Below are 15,446 nucleotides of genomic sequence, written 5' to 3' on the forward strand. Positions count from 1 at the left end.
TCTTAGGGCTCGCATACTTACATAAGGGCTAGTTCAGTTTGCGTACGTGTCGAAGCCAAGGCTCGGCCGGACGGCGAATATGGTCAGGGCTTATATGGAACGGGCAGCCGCACAGGGCGAGGCCGGACACGACGAGACCGTCGCGTCGCCGGATGCTGCCGGTGAATCCCCCGGCGGCCTGGTCGCGCTCGCGAAAGCCCTGCTTGGCTTCGGCATGCGTGGCTCCTTCTTCGCAATCCGCCTGAAGGTCTTTGGGTTCATGACGGTGGTCGGCGCGGTGCTCGTTGCGCTGAGCGGCGTCTTCGTCTTCCGTCTTTATGGCGACCAGATCGACACGATCGTCAAGGTGAGAGCCGCAGGGCTCCGCGATGTCGTCATCCATTCCGTCTCAAAGGCGCGCACGGTCGACGATCTGCAATTCATAGTCGACGCAATCGGCAACACTTCTCGCGTCGAGATCATGGCGATCATCGACGCGAAGGGGCGGGTCGCCGCCGCCTCGCGTAGCGACTGGCGAGGAAAATCCGTCGATTCATTGCCCGATCCCGTCGCGCGGGCAAGCCTTTCGCATCTGCCGCATGCCCTCGAACGATTGCCTTCGTCCAATCCCGCCCGTGCCGACTTCATTGCGCCACTTCGCATCGACATCGATAAGCAGGATGGGACGCTCTTCTTCCGAGCGAATGTCAGCGAGGCACTCAGCGGCTTGCAGCAGACCGCATGGGCCGTCGTTGTCTGGCTCGCGACCGCGGCGACCGTCGCGGTGTTGACGCTCTCGCTGTTGATGCAGCGGATATTCATTGCGCCGATAGAAATGCTTCGCGCCTATGCCGAGCGTCGCGGCGCCGGCGGCTACGCATCCGCCATGGGGCTTCGCGATGAAATTTCCGTCGTCGCCGAGGCTCTGAGCGATGCGTTCCAGGCGACGGGCGAAACCGAGACGCGGCTTGCCGATCTGGCCCGCACCGACAGCCTCACCGGTCTGGGCAATCGCACCTGTTTCAAGTCGCGGCTGGCGCAGGAGATCGCGCATGCGGAAGCCCATGGCAGCGTCATCTGCGTCATGGTCCTCAATCTCGACAAGTTCAAGGACATCAACGACACGCTGGGGCACGATTCCGGCGACGTCATTCTGCAGCGCACAGCCGAAATCCTGAAAAGCTGCCAGCGCAAGGGCGATGCCGTGGCGCGCCTCGGCGCCGATGAGTTCGGCATCGTGCTGGCCGGCATTTCCGGAGCGGACGAGGCGGTGGAATATGCGAGCCGCTTCATTCGCGCCGTTGGCGTTCCGTTCCGCCTCGCCGCGCATGAACTGCATCAGACGGCTTGTGTCGGACTGACGATCTATCCGCAGGACGGGCGCGACCCGGACGTGCTGATGAAGAACGCCGACCTCGCGCTTTCCCGCGCCAAGGTCGAAGGGCCGAGCGCCTGCGTGCCCTACCGGCACGAGCTGCATCTGCGCGCCATGGAGCGCAACTCCATCGAGCGGGATCTGCGTGTCGCGCTGGCGCAGCGGCAATTCGTTCTCTTCTATCAGCCCAAGGTCGATATCAATACGGGCCGCATCAACGGCGCCGAGGCGCTGATCCGCTGGCAGCATCCGGAACGCGGCCTCGTGTCGCCCGATCTCTTCATTCCGGTGGCTGAGCGCTGCGGCTTCATTTCCGAAGTCTCGAAATGGGTTCTCGACGAGGCTTGCCGGCAGAACAGCGTCTGGCAGTCGGCCGGGCTTCCGCGGATCGGCGTCGCGGTCAACGTCTCGGCCGTCGATCTGCGCCGTCCCGATCTGACCGACATCGTGGCGAACGCGCTCGTCCGTCATGCGCTGTCGCCGCAATATCTTGAACTCGAAGTGACCGAGAGCATGGTCATGCGGGATGTCGACTCCGTCATCGGCACCCTGCGGCGCCTGCGGAGTCTCGGTGTCGGCATCGGCATCGACGATTTCGGCACGGGCTACTCGTCGCTCGCCTATCTGAAGCGCTTCCCGGTCAAGCGTCTGAAGATCGACCGCAGTTTCGTCCGCGACATAGCGGACCTGCGCGACGGCAAGGTCATTCCCAAGGTCATCATCGATCTTGCACACAGCCTCGGCGTCGACGTGCTGGCCGAAGGCGTCGAGGACGCGGCGCAGCTCGATATCCTGCGCGCGCTTGGTTGCGATGAGGCGCAGGGCTATTTCCTCGGACGCCCCATGCCGGCGGTCGAGTTCGAGCTGTTCCTGCGCCATGCGCCGAACGGCCTTCATCCCGACGCCGCGATCCGCCACGCGGTGTCGGTCGAGCCGTCGAAGGCAAACGGTCTCCGCGCCGTGCCGGGCTCCGCGGCCTGACATTCACCCATCGTTATTGACGCAGCGTTTGCCTTGCTCGCGCATCGAGCGAACGCGCTCCGCTGGACGCGCTGCCATACGGCGTTAAACTCCGCCCTCGAAGCGATGTAGGTCGCTTCGAGGGTAGGGCCGTTACGGCGCCGCCGATACCGACACAGGAGTAAATTCATGGATCTTGCCTTTGGGCCGGAATACGAGGCCTTTCGCCAGCAGGTGCGCGACTTCATCGCTGCGCATCGCGACAAGGCACCGCGGAATTTCGGCGTCAACCGCCCGTCAGAAGAGGCTCTGGCCTGGCAGCGGCTGCTGATCGAACATGGCTATGCCGCGCGCACGATCCCGAAGGAATATGGCGGTTATGGCGCGGAGCCCGACATTCTGAAGTCGCGCATCATTGCGGAAGAATTCTCGACTGCGCGTGTGCCCATGGGCCTGTCGAACCAGGGCATCTCGATGCTGGTGCCGACGCTGCTGGAGCTCGGCACCGAGGAACAGAGGCTGAAGTGGATTGCGCCGACGCTGCGTGGCGAGGTCGTCTGGTGCCAGGGTTATTCGGAGCCGGGTTCCGGTTCCGATCTCGCATCGCTTCAGACCAAGGCGACCGAGGATGGCGACGACTTCATCATCAACGGTCAGAAGATCTGGACGTCGACGGCCCATGCCGCCGACATGATCTTCTGCCTCGTGCGCACCGAGCCCGAGGCAAAGAAGCATGAAGGCATTTCCTATCTCATCTTCTCGATGAAGACGCCGGGTATCGAAGTCCGCCCGCTCGTCACCATGACGGGCCACGCCGAATTCAACGAAGTCTTCTTCACCGACGTGCGCGTGCCGCAGAAGGACATCGTCGCCGGTCGCGGTCAGGGCTGGTACGTCGCCAATGCGACGCTGAAGCATGAGCGCGGCATGTTGGGCGACCCCAATGCGGCGGACTCGCGCCTGAAGCATATCGTCGAGCTGATGGAGAGCGAGACGGTGGACGGCGAGCGGCTGATCGACAATCCGCTTTTCCGCGATCGTCTTCTGAAATTGCAGGCCCGTGTCCTCGCGATGCAGTTCCACGGGCTCAGGCTTCTGACCGCTTCCGCCAAGAAGGAGGATGCCGGTATTGCGCGTCTCATCGTGAAGCTTCAGGGCTGCGATCTGAACCACGACCTCGCGGCGCTCGCCATCGACGCGCTCGGGGAACTGGGTGTGCTTTACGGCGAAAGCCCGCATTTGCGCTCGAAGGGGTCGTGGCAGCATCGCTACATGTTCGACCTTGGCCTCATCATCGGCGGCGGCACGGCGCAGATTCAAAAGAATATCATCTCGGAGCGCGGCCTCGGCATGCCCCGCGAGCCGAAGCTCGCGAAAGCGTAAGGGAGAGCGGGACATGGAATTCGGATTGTCGGAAGACCAGCGGATGATGCAGGACAGCGTCAACCGGACGCTGGAAAAGGTCTCGCCGCTCGAGCGCGTTCGCAAGGCGGCGGAAAAGCGCGAAGCCTATGCGGGCGATGTCTGGGCGGCACTTGTCGATCTCGGCGTGCCGGGGCTTCTCGTGCCGGAAAACGAAGGCGGGATGGGCCTGAAGCTCCTCGACGCGGCGCTCGTGTCGGAAGCGCTTGGCCGCCACGTCGCGCCCGCGCCCTTTGTCGCCAGTGCCGTCATGGCGCCACTCGCGCTCATCGGCGCAGCCAGCCCCAAGCAACAGGAAGCCTTCCTGCCGAAGCTTGCGGGTGGTGAGGCGATCGCGGGCGTCGCCATTTCCGAGCGCGGATCGGGCGCGCGGGACGGCGCCGGTATCACGGCGTCGGGCGGCAAGCTCAACGGCAAGACGCTTTTCGTGCTGGATTGCGGCGGTGCCGATTTCTACATCGTCGGCGACAAGGCCGGCGGGTTGCATCTCGTCTGGGCCGATGCCGAAGGGCTGGCGCGCACGGAACTGACCACGATCGACCTCACGCGTTCGATCGGCGAACTCGACTTCGTGAATGTCGAGGCCGAGCCGCTCGTCTCCGGCGACACGAAGGCGACGACCCGGCGCATGCTCGATGCGGGGCGCGTCATGCTCGCCGCCGACACGCTCGGCGCCGGCTGGCGCATGATCGAGAAGGCCGTCGAATATTCCAAGGAGCGCAAGCAGTTCGGCCGCGTCATCGGCTCCTTCCAGGCGGTGAAGCATATGTGCGCCGAAATGGCAGCCGAACTCGAGCCGGGCCGCTCGCTCATCTGGTATGCCGCGCATGCCTTTGACGAGATCCCGGAGGAAAGCTCGCTGATGGCGGCTCACGCCAAGGCGCATCTTTCCGAGGTCGGCCGTTTCGTGGCGCGCACCGCCACCGAGGTCCATGGCGGCATGGGCTTCACCGATCTCCTGGGCCTTCATTACTGGTTCAAGCGCATCGGCCTCGACCGTCAGCTTCTCGGCTCGCCGGAGCGCGTGCGGCATGAAGCGGCCGTGATGCAGGGTTGGGCCGCTGACTGAGATAAATATTTGGGTTGAACCTTGTCGCCGCCCCGGATTTCATGCACTGAAATCCGGGGCGGTGAACGAGGAAAAAATTGGGAAACGTGGCTGAAGTCTTTCGGGCTTTTCTGAAGCTCGGCCTTACTTCCTTCGGAGGCCCCGTCGCCCATCTCGGATATTTCCGCGAGGAATTCGTCCGGAAGCGCCACTGGCTCGACGACCGCGCCTATGCGGATCTCGTCGCGATGGCGCAGTTTCTTCCCGGCCCTGCGAGCAGCCAGGTCGGCATGGGGCTCGGCCTCATGCGGGCGGGTCTGCCCGGCATGTTCGCCGCCTGGGCGGCCTTCACCCTTCCATCGGCGCTGATCCTCGTCATCGTCGCCTATGGCGCGTCGGCGCTTCAGGGGCCGGCCGCGCAGGGAATGACGCACGGGCTGATGATCGCCGCCGTCGCGGTGGTCGCCGAGGCTGTGCTGGGCATGGCGCGGACGCTGACGCCCGACTGGCAGCGCGGACTCATTGCGCTCTTCGCTGCCGTCATATCGCTTGTCATGCCGTCCGCACTCACGCAGATCGGCGTTCTCGTCGCGGGCGGGCTTGTCGGCCTGGCCTTCGTCAAGCCGGGCGATCTCGGCGAACACGTCCCTCTGGTCAGTCCCATCGGCAGGCGCTGGGGCGCCGTGCTCATCGTCATCTTCTTCGCCTTGCTGTTTCTGCTGCCTGCTTTTGCAGCGAATGGCGGCGCAGGCCTGAAACTCTTCGAGATTTTCTATCGTGCCGGCGCTCTCGTTTTCGGCGGCGGCCATGTGGTGCTACCATTGCTTGAGGCCGATCTCGTTCCGCGCGGGTTCATCAGCCGCGATGCATTCCTCGCGGGCTATGGCGCGGCGCAGGCGGTTCCCGGACCGCTTTTCACGTTTTCGGCCTATGTGGGCGCCGCTCTCGATCAGGGGCCGCGCGGGCTCGCGGGCGCGGCGATCTGCCTTGCGGGCATGTTCGCCTCCTCCTTCCTGCTGGTGCCTGGCGTCATGCCTTTTTGGGTGCGCCTATCGCATCTCGCTGGCCCCCGCGCCGCCCTCATGGGCGTCAATGCTTCTGTCGTCGGCATTCTTGGTGCGGCGCTCTACACCCCGGTCGTGACCGCCGCCGTTCATACGGCGGCCGATGGCCTGCTTGCCGTTGCGGCATGGGCGTTTCTTTCGCTGGCCAAGGTTCCGGCATGGGCGCTTGTCATCGCCTGCGGCCTCGCGGGGCTGGTCATTCCCTGATCGGGCGATCTCCTGTAAGGAGGGCTGCGCAACCCACGCCGGGGATGAAAATGTACATAAGCTATGTCGCCGCCTTCCTGACCACCGTCGCCTTTCTTCCGCAGGCGGTAAAGACGATCAAGACCCGCGATACGGCCGGGCTTTCCGTCCTGATGTATCTGTCCTTCGTCATCGGCGTCGCATGCTGGCTGGTCTACGGATTGATGCTCGGCGACATGGCGCTCATCCTCGGCAATGGCGTGACGCTCGTGCTGGCCCTGCCGATTCTGATCATTGTCGCGATCAACGATCTGAAAGCGTGGCGCGAGGGCAGGCGCTTCTAGGGAAAACGCATGCCGGGCTTGCGCGAGAGGGCGCGGCCTGATTGCATGTCTGCAATCCAGAATAATGCGCCGAAGATGCGCGAAGACATATCGGGAGGATACATCATGCGTGCAGCCATTTTCCGCGGCGGCGATCTCGTCGTCGATACATTGCCGGAGCCGAAGCCGGCCGACGGGCAAGTCGTCGTCAAGACGCTCGCCTGCGGCATCTGCGGTTCGGACCTTCATGCCTTCCATCACGCGCCCAAGATGGTCGACGCGGCCAAGCGCTCCGGGTCGAGTTTCGTGATGGATGTGAAGCGCGACATCGTGTTCGGCCACGAATTCTGCGCCGAAATCGTCGATCACGGGCCGAACACGCAGAAGACTCACAAGGTCGGCACGCGCGTTTGCTCCGTTCCCGTTGCGATCACGCTCGCGGGCGAGAAGGCGAATATTCACCCCCTCGGCTATTCAAATGACATGCCGGGCGGCTTCGCCGAAAACATGGTTCTGAACGAGATGATGCTCATCGAGGTTCCGAATGGGCTGTCCACGGAACATGCGGCGCTCACAGAGCCGATGGCGGTCGGCTGGCACGCGGTACAGAAGGCGCGTCTGACCAAGGAAGACGTGCCCCTCGTCATCGGTTGCGGCCCCGTCGGCCTTGCCGTCATCGCGGCGCTGAAGATCGCGGGCGTCGGCCCGATCATTGCCGCCGACTTCAGCCCGGCGCGCCGCAAGCTTGCCGAGACCATGGGCGCCGACATCATCATCGATCCCGCCGAGCATTCGCCCTACACCCGCTGGGCCGAAGAAGCGACGCCCGAAGGCTACGATCCGACAAGCGTCATTTCGATCCTCGGCATGGGGCCGAAGATGCGTCCCGCCGTCATTTTCGAATGCGTCGGCGTTCCCGGCATCATCCAGCAGATGTTGGAAGGCGCACCGCGCGAGGCGCGCATCGTCGTCGTCGGCGTGTGCATGGAGCAGGATCGGTTCGAGCCCTTCTTTGCGATCAACAAGGAACTCAACCTGCAATTCGTGCTCGGCTACACGCCGGACGAATTTGCCCTGACGCTGCGCCACATCGCGGAAGGCGACATCGAGGTCGCGCCGCTCGTGACGGGCAAGGTCGGTGTCGAAGGCGTGAAGCAGGCTTTCTCGGATCTCGCCAATCCGGAAGCTCACGCCAAGATCCTCGTCGAACCCTGGCGTTAAGAGACCATCAGGCGCGCGGCTTGGTTTCGCTGAACGAACGCCGCGCGCTCAATGCCTCGAAATGTGAGGCGAGCGCGGGCCGCGTGTCGCGCCAGTCGAGGTCGGGAAAGCGGAAATCGAGATAGCCGAGGGCGCAGCCGACGGCGATCAGGCCGAGATCGAGCGAGGCGAAGCTCGCCCCCGCTTCAAGGTCGAGAAAATCGAGCGCGCGAATGATGGATTTGCGCCAGCGTTCGATAGCGGCCGGGCTCCGCTCTCCTTCGGGCCGCATGCTTTCGTAGATGGAGGCGACGCCCGCATCGAGTATGCCATCCGCGGTCGCCTGAAGCCGCAGCACCTTCCAGCGTTCCGGACCGGAGGCTGGCAGCAGAGACGGTCCCGGCAGTGTCGTGTCGAGATATTCGCATATGACCGGGCTGTCGAAGAGCGCCATGCCATCATCGAGAATGAGCGCCGGAATTTTTCCGAGCGGGTTGGCCGCGTGAAGCGCCGGCGGGTCTTCCCGCGCCGCGACGATCTCCTCGGTCACGAGGCCTTCCGCCCCTTTCTCGCGAAGAACGACGCGAACCTTGCGAACGAAGGGCGAGGTGTTGGAGGCGAAGAGCTTCATGTTGCACTGCCCTTTCTGGTCTTTGGAAAGCGGCGACCACGCATCTTTATGAATGTGTTAGCGAACGCTTTCATATGGTTGAAGGCGGATGTCGCTTGAATGATGAGTGTAGCCATGGACGATGTCGAGAAAAGTGAACTTAAAGCTCTGGCTAAGAAAATCTACTATGTCACGCTTGGACATGTATCGCTGGCGCTGTTCTCGTCCTTGCTGTTGTATTTCGTGAGGCCTGAGGTTTTCACACCATTGGTGGTCGGACTTGAGCCTTATTGGCCGCTATTACATCGGGTTAAGCCATATATGTTGGCTCAGGGCCTGGAGTCTCGTTATGTGTACATGTCGGTCATTTATCTGAAGGATCTCATTCTGTTCATTGTAGTGCTTGCGCTTGATGTCTTCTGGATGGTGGCGGCAAAGCTCCCACCGAGACCATCAGGCGATTTTAAGCTGGTGTTCCTGAAGTTCTTTTTGGCCGTAATTTTCATTGTTGCTCCTCTCATGTTGCTCGTGTTCGGGCCTTCGTCGATTTACTCGGGACGAAATCTGAACAGCGCTTTCGGAGGGGGAGGGTTTTTCGGACTGTACTTCTATTCATGGGCAGCGCCGGCTGGACTGGGCGTCTATTTTTTCTTCCTTGCGGGTGCTCGTCTTGTCCCATCGGCGCGGTAATGCACACAAGGGGCGTCTCTCCCGTCTGGCGAGGCACAGTTAGCATTGCCCCTTTCGAGGCATTCGCATGCCCGGTTCTCATGTATAGTCTTGGGTAGAGCCCTCGCGCAGCAAGGAGACACCCATGTTAGGCGGAAGCACTTTCGTCGTCGTCATTCTGGTCCTCGCGATCGTGTTCATCGCCAAGGCGGTCAAGGTCGTGCCGCAGGGCTATGTCTACACCGTCGAGCGTTTCGGGCGGTACACACATAGCCTGATGCCCGGTCTTGGTGTCATCACGCCCTTCATCGACCGCGTCGGCGCCAAGGTGAACATCATGGAGCAGGTGCTCGATGTGCCGAGCCAGGAGATCATCACGCGTGACAACGCGATGGTGACGGTCGATGGCGTCGTCTTCTACCAGGTGCTCGATGCGGCCAAGGCTTCCTACGAAGTCAGCAATCTCAAGATCGCGATCCTGAACCTCATCATGACGAATATCCGTACCGTCATGGGCAGCATGGATATGGACGAGCTTCTGTCGCAGCGAGATTCGATCAATGCGCGGCTTCTCTCTGTCGTTGACGAGGCGACCCATCCCTGGGGTCTCAAGGTCACGCGCATCGAGATCAAGGACATCGCGCCCCCGCGCGACATCGTCGACTCCATGGCCCGCCAGATGAAGGCCGAGCGCGACAAGCGCGCCTCGATCCTCGAAGCGGAGGGCAAGCGTCAGGCCGCGATCCTCGCTGCCGAAGGCCAGAAGCAGGCGGCGATCCTTGAAGCCGAAGGTCGGCGCGAGGCAGCCTACCGCGATGCCGAGGCCCGCGAACGCGCCGCTGAAGCCGAAGCGAAGGCGACGCAGGTGGTGAGCGACGCCATCGCCGGCGGCAATGTGCAGGCGCTCAACTATTTCGTCGCCACGAAATATGTCGATGCGCTGCAGGCCGTTGCCAGCGCGCCGAACCAGAAGCTGGTTCTCATGCCACTCGAAGCGGCGAGCGTCATCGGCGCCATCGGCGGCATCAGCGAACTCGCGCGCGATGCTTTTGGTGGCGGCAGCACGGGCGGCGGCGCGCCGCTCCGTCCGCGGTCTTCCGGCACGGTGCCCAACGTCACCAGCGGAGACTGAGCCATGCTTGACAGCCTGTCGCTCGGCGAGTTCGGGCTCTGGGTCTGGTGGATCATCGCTGCCGTGCTCGGCATCGTCGAGCTGATCGCGCCCGGCATTTTCTTCATCTGGCTGGCCGCGGCCGCAGCCGTTGTCGCCGTCGTGGTGATGGCCGTCGATATTCCGCTGACGTTGCAGGTCGCGCTCTTTGCGGTCCTCTCGGTCATTGCGGTCTGGACATCGCGGCGCTATTTCGCGCGGCACGAGGTTCCGAGCGACCATCCGCTTCTGAACCAGCGCGCCCAGACCTATGTCGGCCGCAGCTTCACGCTGGAACAGGCGATCCTGAATGGCCGCGGCAAGATCCGCATCGGCGATACGCTATGGCTCGCCGAAGGGCCGGACCTGCCGGCGGGCACGACCGTCCATGTCACGGGCGTCGACGGCGCTGTGCTGAAGGTCGAGGCGGTCCACTAGCTCAGAGGCAGGCCGTTCCGCTGAACAGCCCGTGCGTCGCGCGCACCGTCCGTGTTTCGGTGAAGTCGCGGCAGCGGCGGCCATCCTTGTCCGTGTATTCGCGCGTCGGCCTGATGGTGCCGGAGGCCTGCTCGGTCGCAGTCCACCAGCGTACCGTCTCTCCCACCGGCACCTGCATCACCCGCGCCATGGCGCGGCGCTGCTCGGAGGCGGGGAAGCCGGAAAGCGTCGGCCCGTTGGAGCCGCCGACCGCATAGCCGATGGCGAGCCCTGCAATGACGGCGATCTCGGCGCCGTGGCCTGCGCCGATGACAGTGCCGAGCAATGCGCCGCCGCCCGGCCCGACAATGCCCGATCCGCGGTCGTCGACCGGAATGTGCACGAGGGGTTCGGGCTTCTTCAGCGTCACCTGCGGCTGCGGCGGCGTCGATTGCGCGCAGGCCGAAAGCGTCAGGGCAATGCAGAGCAGGGGGGCTGCTACTCTCATGGTTCCGTCCTTTTCAGGAATGGCATGATGATCTGGCGAAGCGCCGGGCTGAGAGCTGCCACCGCGCCGAGGATCAGCGTCAGGATCGGCAGGTTCGACGTCGAGCCCTTGAAGAGGCCGAGAAGCCCCATGCTCAGTTCGTCGAGCCGCTTTTCGATGATGTCGAAATCGCGGCGGATTTCGCGCCGTGCGTCCTCGACGGAGCGATTGGCGAGCTGCATTTCAAGCTGCGCCGCGCGGCCCTGATGCTTCTGGTTGGCGATGACGAGCGAGACGAGGGCAAGCAGCACGAGCGCCGTGCCGCTGATCGCCGCTGCCCAGGTGTAGCCGTAGATTTCAGAGAGTGCGAGGAAGCCCGCGAGCGTCAGCATCGTGATGGCGAGACCCGCGAAGAGCAGGCCAATGCCGATCCATCCGGCGCGGCGCGCGAGACGGCGCGCTTCCAGTTCGGCGCGCTGCAATTCCGCCTCCGCGAGACGGCGCATGTTGGGTGTGGGGTCGAGCATGATTGGGCTCCTATCGCGTGAAGACGCGGCCGAGGAGAAAGCCGATGCCGAAAGCGATGAGCGCGCTCGGAACGGGATTTTCCCCGATCTGCTTCTGAAGGTCGGCAAGGCCCTCCTGAACGCGTTCGCCGATCTCTTCCGCCGTTTCGCGCGCCGTGTGCGCCTGCTCGCCGGGTTGCTCACCCAGAAGGGCCTTGGCCTCTTCCAACGCCTTGGTCAGCCGGTCGACCTCGGCCTGAAGCTCGGCGATCTCCGCCGCCGTGGCGGTGTTGTCGGCCATATGTTCGCTCCTTGCTGAACGGAATCTTGCATCAGAGCTTAGCCCGGGCCCGCGGACGCGCAAATACGGGGAAACCGAAGCAGGCGGCGGCTCAGAGATAGGGCGAGGCGAGCCTTATCGCCGCGTCGCGGAGTTTTACCGGGAAAGGGCGTCCGGCAATGCTTTCCAGTGTGACCGGGCGGGCACCGGCGATCTTGCCGTCAATGATGCGGTCGAGCTTATGGGCAAAAGACCTGCCGTAGCAGTCGAGGTTCAGCTCGAAATTGAGCCGCAGGCTGCGCCCGTCCCAATTGGCGGAGCCGACGGTCGACCACATGCCGTCCACCGTCATGAGCTTGGTGTGCTCGAAATGGCTCTCGGTCTTCCAGATGCGGCAGCCCGCCTCGATGAGCCAGCCGAGAGAGGGCGTCGCTGCCCAGTCCACAAAGGGAAGGTTGTTCTTGCTGGGCAGCACGATGTCCACCTCGACGCCATGCATGGCGGCGAGCGAAAGGTTTGTCGCAAGCGTCGTGTCGGGCAGGAAATAGGGCGTCATGATGCGGATGCTCTGCCGCGCCTCGGTGAGCGCGCCGAGCAGCGTCCAGCGGATCGGGTTGAAGCCGAGGTCGGGCCCGGCCGGCAGCGCGCGCGCGACAAGTTCGCCGGCATGCGCGATATGCGGAAACCAGTCCGGCCCGCCGAGGATCTCGCCGGTCGTGAATTCCCATTCATGTGCGAAGGTGCGCATGAGCTGGCCGACGACAGGGCCTTTCACCCGGAAGTGATGGTCGAGTATCGGCTTCTTCGGATTTTCTCCCAGCAGATTGCCGATCGAGATGTTCATGCCGCCGGTGAAGCCATGCTCGCCATCCACCACCAGGATCTTCTGGTGGTTGCGCATGTTGAGATAGGGCATCTGCCATGGCATGAACGAATGCAGGAAACGCGCATAATTGATGCCGCGTTCCCTGAGAAGGGGAATGAGCGAGGGGCGCGAATACCACGATCCCACGCCGTCGATGAGAACGCGCACGCGCACACCGCGCTCGACCGCGCGCGTCAGCGCATCGAGGAAAAGGCGGCCCGCCTTGTCGTTGTTGAAGATATAGGTCGAAAGAGCGACGGAGCGTGTCGCGCGGTCGATCGCCGCGACCATGGCGGGATAGGCCTCATCGCCATTTGTCAGCACATCGACGTCGTTGCCGGCTTCGAAATGTTCCGGGAGCACCTTCTGGCCGAACCGCGCGAAGCTTTCGAGTTCCTTGCGCTGTTCCTCCGGCTCCACGGGCAGCGGTTCGTGCTGCGACGGGCCGGGCGCGGGCAGAGCCCGCCCACGCCGCACGCCGCGCAACTCCCGGGCGCGGCGCTGGATGCGGTTCACCCCGAAAAGGAGATAGATCAGCCAGCCGAGAACCGGGACCAGGAGAATGAAACCGACCCAGCCCGCCGCCGAGCGGACGTCGCTCTTGGTCAGCATGGCGTGGATGGCCGCCCCGACCATGGCGGCGAATTCTGCGGTGCCCGCGAGGTAGGGCCATATATCGGCGAGAAACTGCATGGCGGCGAGCTTAGAGGAAGTGGGCGGCGCGTCCAGCCCCGCCGCCCCGCAGGATCAAAAGCGTATTGTCGCCCCTGCATAAAGCCCGCGCCCGTCTCCGGGGAAATAGCGGTAGCAGGACGAAACCGACGGCGAGCAGAAATAATCCGCCCGGTCGGCATAGCGCTTATCGAAGACGTTCTCGAGCCGCCCGAAAATGGAGAGGTTTTCCGTCAGCATATATTCGGCCCGCAGATTGAAGAGGTCGTGGCCGGGATAGCGCGCGGTGTTCGCCGCATCCATCCAGTATGCGCCCATATGGACCCATTCGAGTTCGGCGCGGCCAAGGCCTTCGTTGAAGCTGTAGCCGAGGCGGACATCCGCGACCGTATGGGGCGCGGTGTCGATATCGTCGCCCGAGCGGATCGTCTCCGCCTGATAGGGCGGCTTCGTCACCAGATGATTGAAGTCATAGGTGTGGTGCGCGTATGAAACCGAGGCGCCGAGATCGAAGTTCCAGGCGAGCGGCGTGGCGACTTCGGCCTCCACGCCCATGTGCTTCGTGCGCCCATCCGTGATGTTGCCGCCGCTCGAGTCGCGGAAGGCGAAGTTGCGCTTCTTCATGAAATAGGTGGAGACCTCATAGCGCAGACGGTCGATCGTGCCGCGCGCACCGAGTTCGGCACTGTCCAGCACTTCGGATTTGATGGCGCTCGGGTCTTGCCCATTCACGAGGCGGTAGAGATCGGCCGTCTGCGGCGCGCGCGCCGAACGGGCGAGATTGGCGAAGCCGATGAACGCATCGCTGAAAATATGCGTAAGGCCCAGCTTCGGCGTTGGATTGGAGAATGTATCCCGACGGCTCGCAGGCCGCAGGAAGCGTCCGGTCGTGCCCGTCGCCGTGTTGTTGGTGTAGTCGTAGCGCGTGAACTCGTAGCGCAGGCCCGCCGTGAGATCGGTCGCCTCGTCGAGTTTCCATACCGTGTGGAGATAGGGCGCGACGACGAGCGCCTTCACGTCATAGTCGTAATGTGTGCCGGTCACATATCCGGCGGGGCCGGGAACGGTCGGGCCGGTCTGGGCCTCCTTCAGGACGCCGTCGGTATATTCCGTATCGACGCCGAAGATGATCTGGTGCCCGCCGGTCAGCGTCAGCGCGTAGCTTGAGAGCAGGCCGCCCGACCAGTGGCCGTTTTCCTCCACCGGTTTGCCCGGCTGGAAGTGCATGAGGAAGTTCATGCCGTTGGTGCGCATGTAAGGCGTCAGCGAGAGCTTCTGCCCGTCGCCCAGGTCGCGTTCGATGCGCGAGGCAGCGCGGATCGCCCAGGCGTCGCGATAGGCTTCCGGGTTCGGGTTCGAGGTCCGCACATCGTCGAGCTTGTAGGCGTTCGGGCCCAGCACATAGCCCGCCGTCTCTTGGTTGAGGTTCATCGTGGTGACGGTCGTGCGGACACTCGTGTCCGGGGCGGTGTAGTCATACCGCAATTGCCCCTTCTGCTGTCCGTAGCCGGAATTGTCGCGGAAGCCGCCATCATCCTTCAGGGCAAAGCTCGCGCGGAGGCCATGCTTCGCATTGCCGTCCGCAATGGTCGTGCTCGCGGTGCCATCGAGTTCGCGCACGCCATGCGGGCCGATAATGCCGGTGAGTTCAGTCTCCGGCACATCCGAGGGCACCCGGCTCAACACATTGATGAGTCCATGCTCCGCATTGGAGCCGTAAAGCGCGCTGCCGGGGCCGCGCACGATCTCGATGGCGCCGGCCTCTTCGGTCATGGCGTCCATCAGCTCGTTCACATTGGCAAAGCCCGCCGCGCGCATCGGCACGCCATCTTCCAGAAAGAGGAATGAGCCCGCGCCCGCCGTGCCGGTCAGCACGGGTGAGCGGATCGCCGTCAGGTGCTCGACGCCGCTGCCCTGCTGAATATCGACGCCCGGTGCGCGGTTGAGCAGCGCCGCTGGCTGGGCGGCCTTTACGAAGTCGATCTCGTCGCCCGAAATCTTGGAGATGTTGCTCGGGTGGGTCTTGCGCTTCTCGCCATAGCCCGTGGCCGTCACGACGATCTCTTCGACCTTCGGTTCGGGCGTCGGCTTTTTTGCCTCCTCGGCCAGTGCGGGCATCCCCATGACGCAGGGAAACCCTGCGATAAGCCCGATGCGGACCGCAGCTGCGGGGCGAAATTTCAAACTCACGACTGTCCTCCCCTGGACTTCTTGTCTTCTTGTGCACGGGCGT

General features: G+C 63.5%; 15 protein-coding genes. 9 read left to right on the forward strand and 6 right to left on the reverse strand.

The features are described 5' to 3' along the window. Positions 1–79 precede the first annotated feature (79 nt). From ABFC66_RS08445 to ABFC66_RS08470, 6 genes are all read left to right on the forward strand, one after another. On the forward strand, positions 80–2,335 hold the full coding sequence (locus ABFC66_RS08445; RefSeq protein WP_346740507.1) for an EAL domain-containing protein: 2,256 nt from the start codon (positions 80–82) through the stop codon (positions 2,333–2,335). 168 nt (positions 2,336–2,503) lie between these two features. Continuing rightward, positions 2,504–3,697, forward strand: coding sequence for an acyl-CoA dehydrogenase family protein (locus ABFC66_RS08450; protein WP_346740508.1), 1,194 nt, complete (start codon positions 2,504–2,506; stop codon positions 3,695–3,697). 13 nt (positions 3,698–3,710) lie between these two features. Continuing rightward, a complete protein-coding gene (locus ABFC66_RS08455) occupies positions 3,711–4,805 on the forward strand; it encodes an acyl-CoA dehydrogenase family protein (protein ID WP_346740509.1) in 1,095 nt (364 codons plus the stop codon). Between the two features lie 86 nt (positions 4,806–4,891). Then, positions 4,892–6,055 carry a chromate efflux transporter gene (gene chrA / locus ABFC66_RS08460; RefSeq protein WP_346740510.1) on the forward strand — a complete coding sequence of 388 codons (1,164 nt, stop codon included), beginning with the start codon at positions 4,892–4,894 and terminating at the stop codon, positions 6,053–6,055. A 50-nt stretch (positions 6,056–6,105) separates the two neighbouring features. Next, positions 6,106–6,378 (forward strand): SemiSWEET transporter, encoded by a 273-nt coding sequence (locus ABFC66_RS08465; protein ID WP_346740511.1) that lies wholly within the window; start codon positions 6,106–6,108, stop codon positions 6,376–6,378. Between the two features lie 105 nt (positions 6,379–6,483). Further along, positions 6,484–7,578 carry a zinc-binding dehydrogenase gene (locus ABFC66_RS08470; protein ID WP_346740512.1) on the forward strand — a complete coding sequence of 365 codons (1,095 nt, stop codon included), beginning with the start codon at positions 6,484–6,486 and terminating at the stop codon, positions 7,576–7,578. Positions 7,579–7,585: 7 nt separating this feature from the next. On the opposite strand, the gene ABFC66_RS08475 is transcribed toward ABFC66_RS08470, so the two are convergent. Continuing rightward, on the reverse strand, positions 7,586–8,188 hold the full coding sequence (locus ABFC66_RS08475) for a glutathione S-transferase N-terminal domain-containing protein (RefSeq protein WP_346740513.1): 603 nt from the start codon (positions 8,186–8,188) through the stop codon (positions 7,586–7,588). A 114-nt stretch (positions 8,189–8,302) separates the two neighbouring features. Here ABFC66_RS08475 and ABFC66_RS08480 point away from each other — a divergent pair, with 114 nt between their 5' ends. The 3 genes from ABFC66_RS08480 to ABFC66_RS08490 all read left to right on the forward strand — a co-directional run bounded on the left by ABFC66_RS08480 (position 8,303) and on the right by ABFC66_RS08490 (position 10,424). Continuing rightward, on the forward strand, positions 8,303–8,857 hold the full coding sequence (locus tag ABFC66_RS08480) for a hypothetical protein (RefSeq protein ID WP_346740514.1): 555 nt from the start codon (positions 8,303–8,305) through the stop codon (positions 8,855–8,857). A 124-nt stretch (positions 8,858–8,981) separates the two neighbouring features. Continuing rightward, positions 8,982–9,968, forward strand: coding sequence for an SPFH domain-containing protein (locus ABFC66_RS08485; RefSeq protein ID WP_346740515.1), 987 nt, complete (start codon positions 8,982–8,984; stop codon positions 9,966–9,968). 3 nt (positions 9,969–9,971) lie between these two features. Further along, a complete protein-coding gene (locus ABFC66_RS08490) occupies positions 9,972–10,424 on the forward strand; it encodes an NfeD family protein (RefSeq protein ID WP_346740516.1) in 453 nt (150 codons plus the stop codon). Between the two features lies 1 nt (position 10,425). Here ABFC66_RS08490 and ABFC66_RS08495 read toward each other — a convergent pair whose 3' ends face one another. The 5 genes from ABFC66_RS08495 to ABFC66_RS08515 form a co-directional block, all read right to left on the reverse strand. Then, positions 10,426–10,911, reverse strand: coding sequence for a hypothetical protein (locus ABFC66_RS08495; RefSeq protein WP_346740517.1), 486 nt, complete (start codon positions 10,909–10,911; stop codon positions 10,426–10,428). Beyond that, positions 10,908–11,417 carry a phage holin family protein gene (locus ABFC66_RS08500; RefSeq protein ID WP_346740518.1) on the reverse strand — a complete coding sequence of 170 codons (510 nt, stop codon included), beginning with the start codon at positions 11,415–11,417 and terminating at the stop codon, positions 10,908–10,910. Before ABFC66_RS08500 ends, ABFC66_RS08495 begins: the two co-directional genes overlap by 4 nt. A 10-nt stretch (positions 11,418–11,427) precedes the next feature. Further along, entirely contained in the window at positions 11,428–11,697 is a 270-nt protein-coding gene (locus ABFC66_RS08505; RefSeq protein WP_346740519.1) for a hypothetical protein, read from the reverse strand. A 91-nt stretch (positions 11,698–11,788) separates the two neighbouring features. Next, on the reverse strand, positions 11,789–13,234 hold the full coding sequence (locus ABFC66_RS08510) for a phospholipase D-like domain-containing protein (RefSeq protein ID WP_346740520.1): 1,446 nt from the start codon (positions 13,232–13,234) through the stop codon (positions 11,789–11,791). Positions 13,235–13,288: 54 nt separating this feature from the next. Continuing rightward, a complete protein-coding gene (locus ABFC66_RS08515; RefSeq protein WP_346740521.1) occupies positions 13,289–15,403 on the reverse strand; it encodes a TonB-dependent receptor in 2,115 nt (704 codons plus the stop codon). Between the last annotated feature and the right edge of the window lie 43 nt (positions 15,404–15,446).

The organism is Parvibaculum sp. (genome assembly GCF_039680535.1).
Taxonomy (GTDB): Bacteria; Pseudomonadota; Alphaproteobacteria; order Parvibaculales; family Parvibaculaceae; genus Parvibaculum.

What these genes read in the sequence shown, in the direction of transcription:
- ABFC66_RS08465 (WP_346740511.1), top strand. Translation starts at nt 6,106, where the DNA reads ATGTACATAAGCTATGTCGCCGCCTTCCTGACCACCGTCGCCTTTCTT.
- ABFC66_RS08485 (WP_346740515.1), top strand. Translation starts at nt 8,982, where the DNA reads ATGTTAGGCGGAAGCACTTTCGTCGTCGTCATTCTGGTCCTCGCGATC.
- ABFC66_RS08480 (WP_346740514.1), top strand. Translation starts at nt 8,303, where the DNA reads ATGGACGATGTCGAGAAAAGTGAACTTAAAGCTCTGGCTAAGAAAATC.
- ABFC66_RS08445 (WP_346740507.1), top strand. Translation starts at nt 80, where the DNA reads ATGGTCAGGGCTTATATGGAACGGGCAGCCGCACAGGGCGAGGCCGGA.
- ABFC66_RS08470 (WP_346740512.1), top strand. Translation starts at nt 6,484, where the DNA reads ATGCGTGCAGCCATTTTCCGCGGCGGCGATCTCGTCGTCGATACATTG.
- ABFC66_RS08505 (WP_346740519.1), bottom strand. Translation starts at nt 11,697, where the DNA reads ATGGCCGACAACACCGCCACGGCGGCGGAGATCGCCGAGCTTCAGGCC.
- ABFC66_RS08510 (WP_346740520.1), bottom strand. Translation starts at nt 13,234, where the DNA reads ATGCAGTTTCTCGCCGATATATGGCCCTACCTCGCGGGCACCGCAGAA.
- ABFC66_RS08455 (WP_346740509.1), top strand. Translation starts at nt 3,711, where the DNA reads ATGGAATTCGGATTGTCGGAAGACCAGCGGATGATGCAGGACAGCGTC.
- ABFC66_RS08495 (WP_346740517.1), bottom strand. Translation starts at nt 10,911, where the DNA reads ATGAGAGTAGCAGCCCCCCTGCTCTGCATTGCCCTGACGCTTTCGGCC.
- ABFC66_RS08475 (WP_346740513.1), bottom strand. Translation starts at nt 8,188, where the DNA reads ATGAAGCTCTTCGCCTCCAACACCTCGCCCTTCGTTCGCAAGGTTCGC.
- ABFC66_RS08500 (WP_346740518.1), bottom strand. Translation starts at nt 11,417, where the DNA reads ATGCTCGACCCCACACCCAACATGCGCCGTCTCGCGGAGGCGGAATTG.
- ABFC66_RS08450 (WP_346740508.1), top strand. Translation starts at nt 2,504, where the DNA reads ATGGATCTTGCCTTTGGGCCGGAATACGAGGCCTTTCGCCAGCAGGTG.
- ABFC66_RS08490 (WP_346740516.1), top strand. Translation starts at nt 9,972, where the DNA reads ATGCTTGACAGCCTGTCGCTCGGCGAGTTCGGGCTCTGGGTCTGGTGG.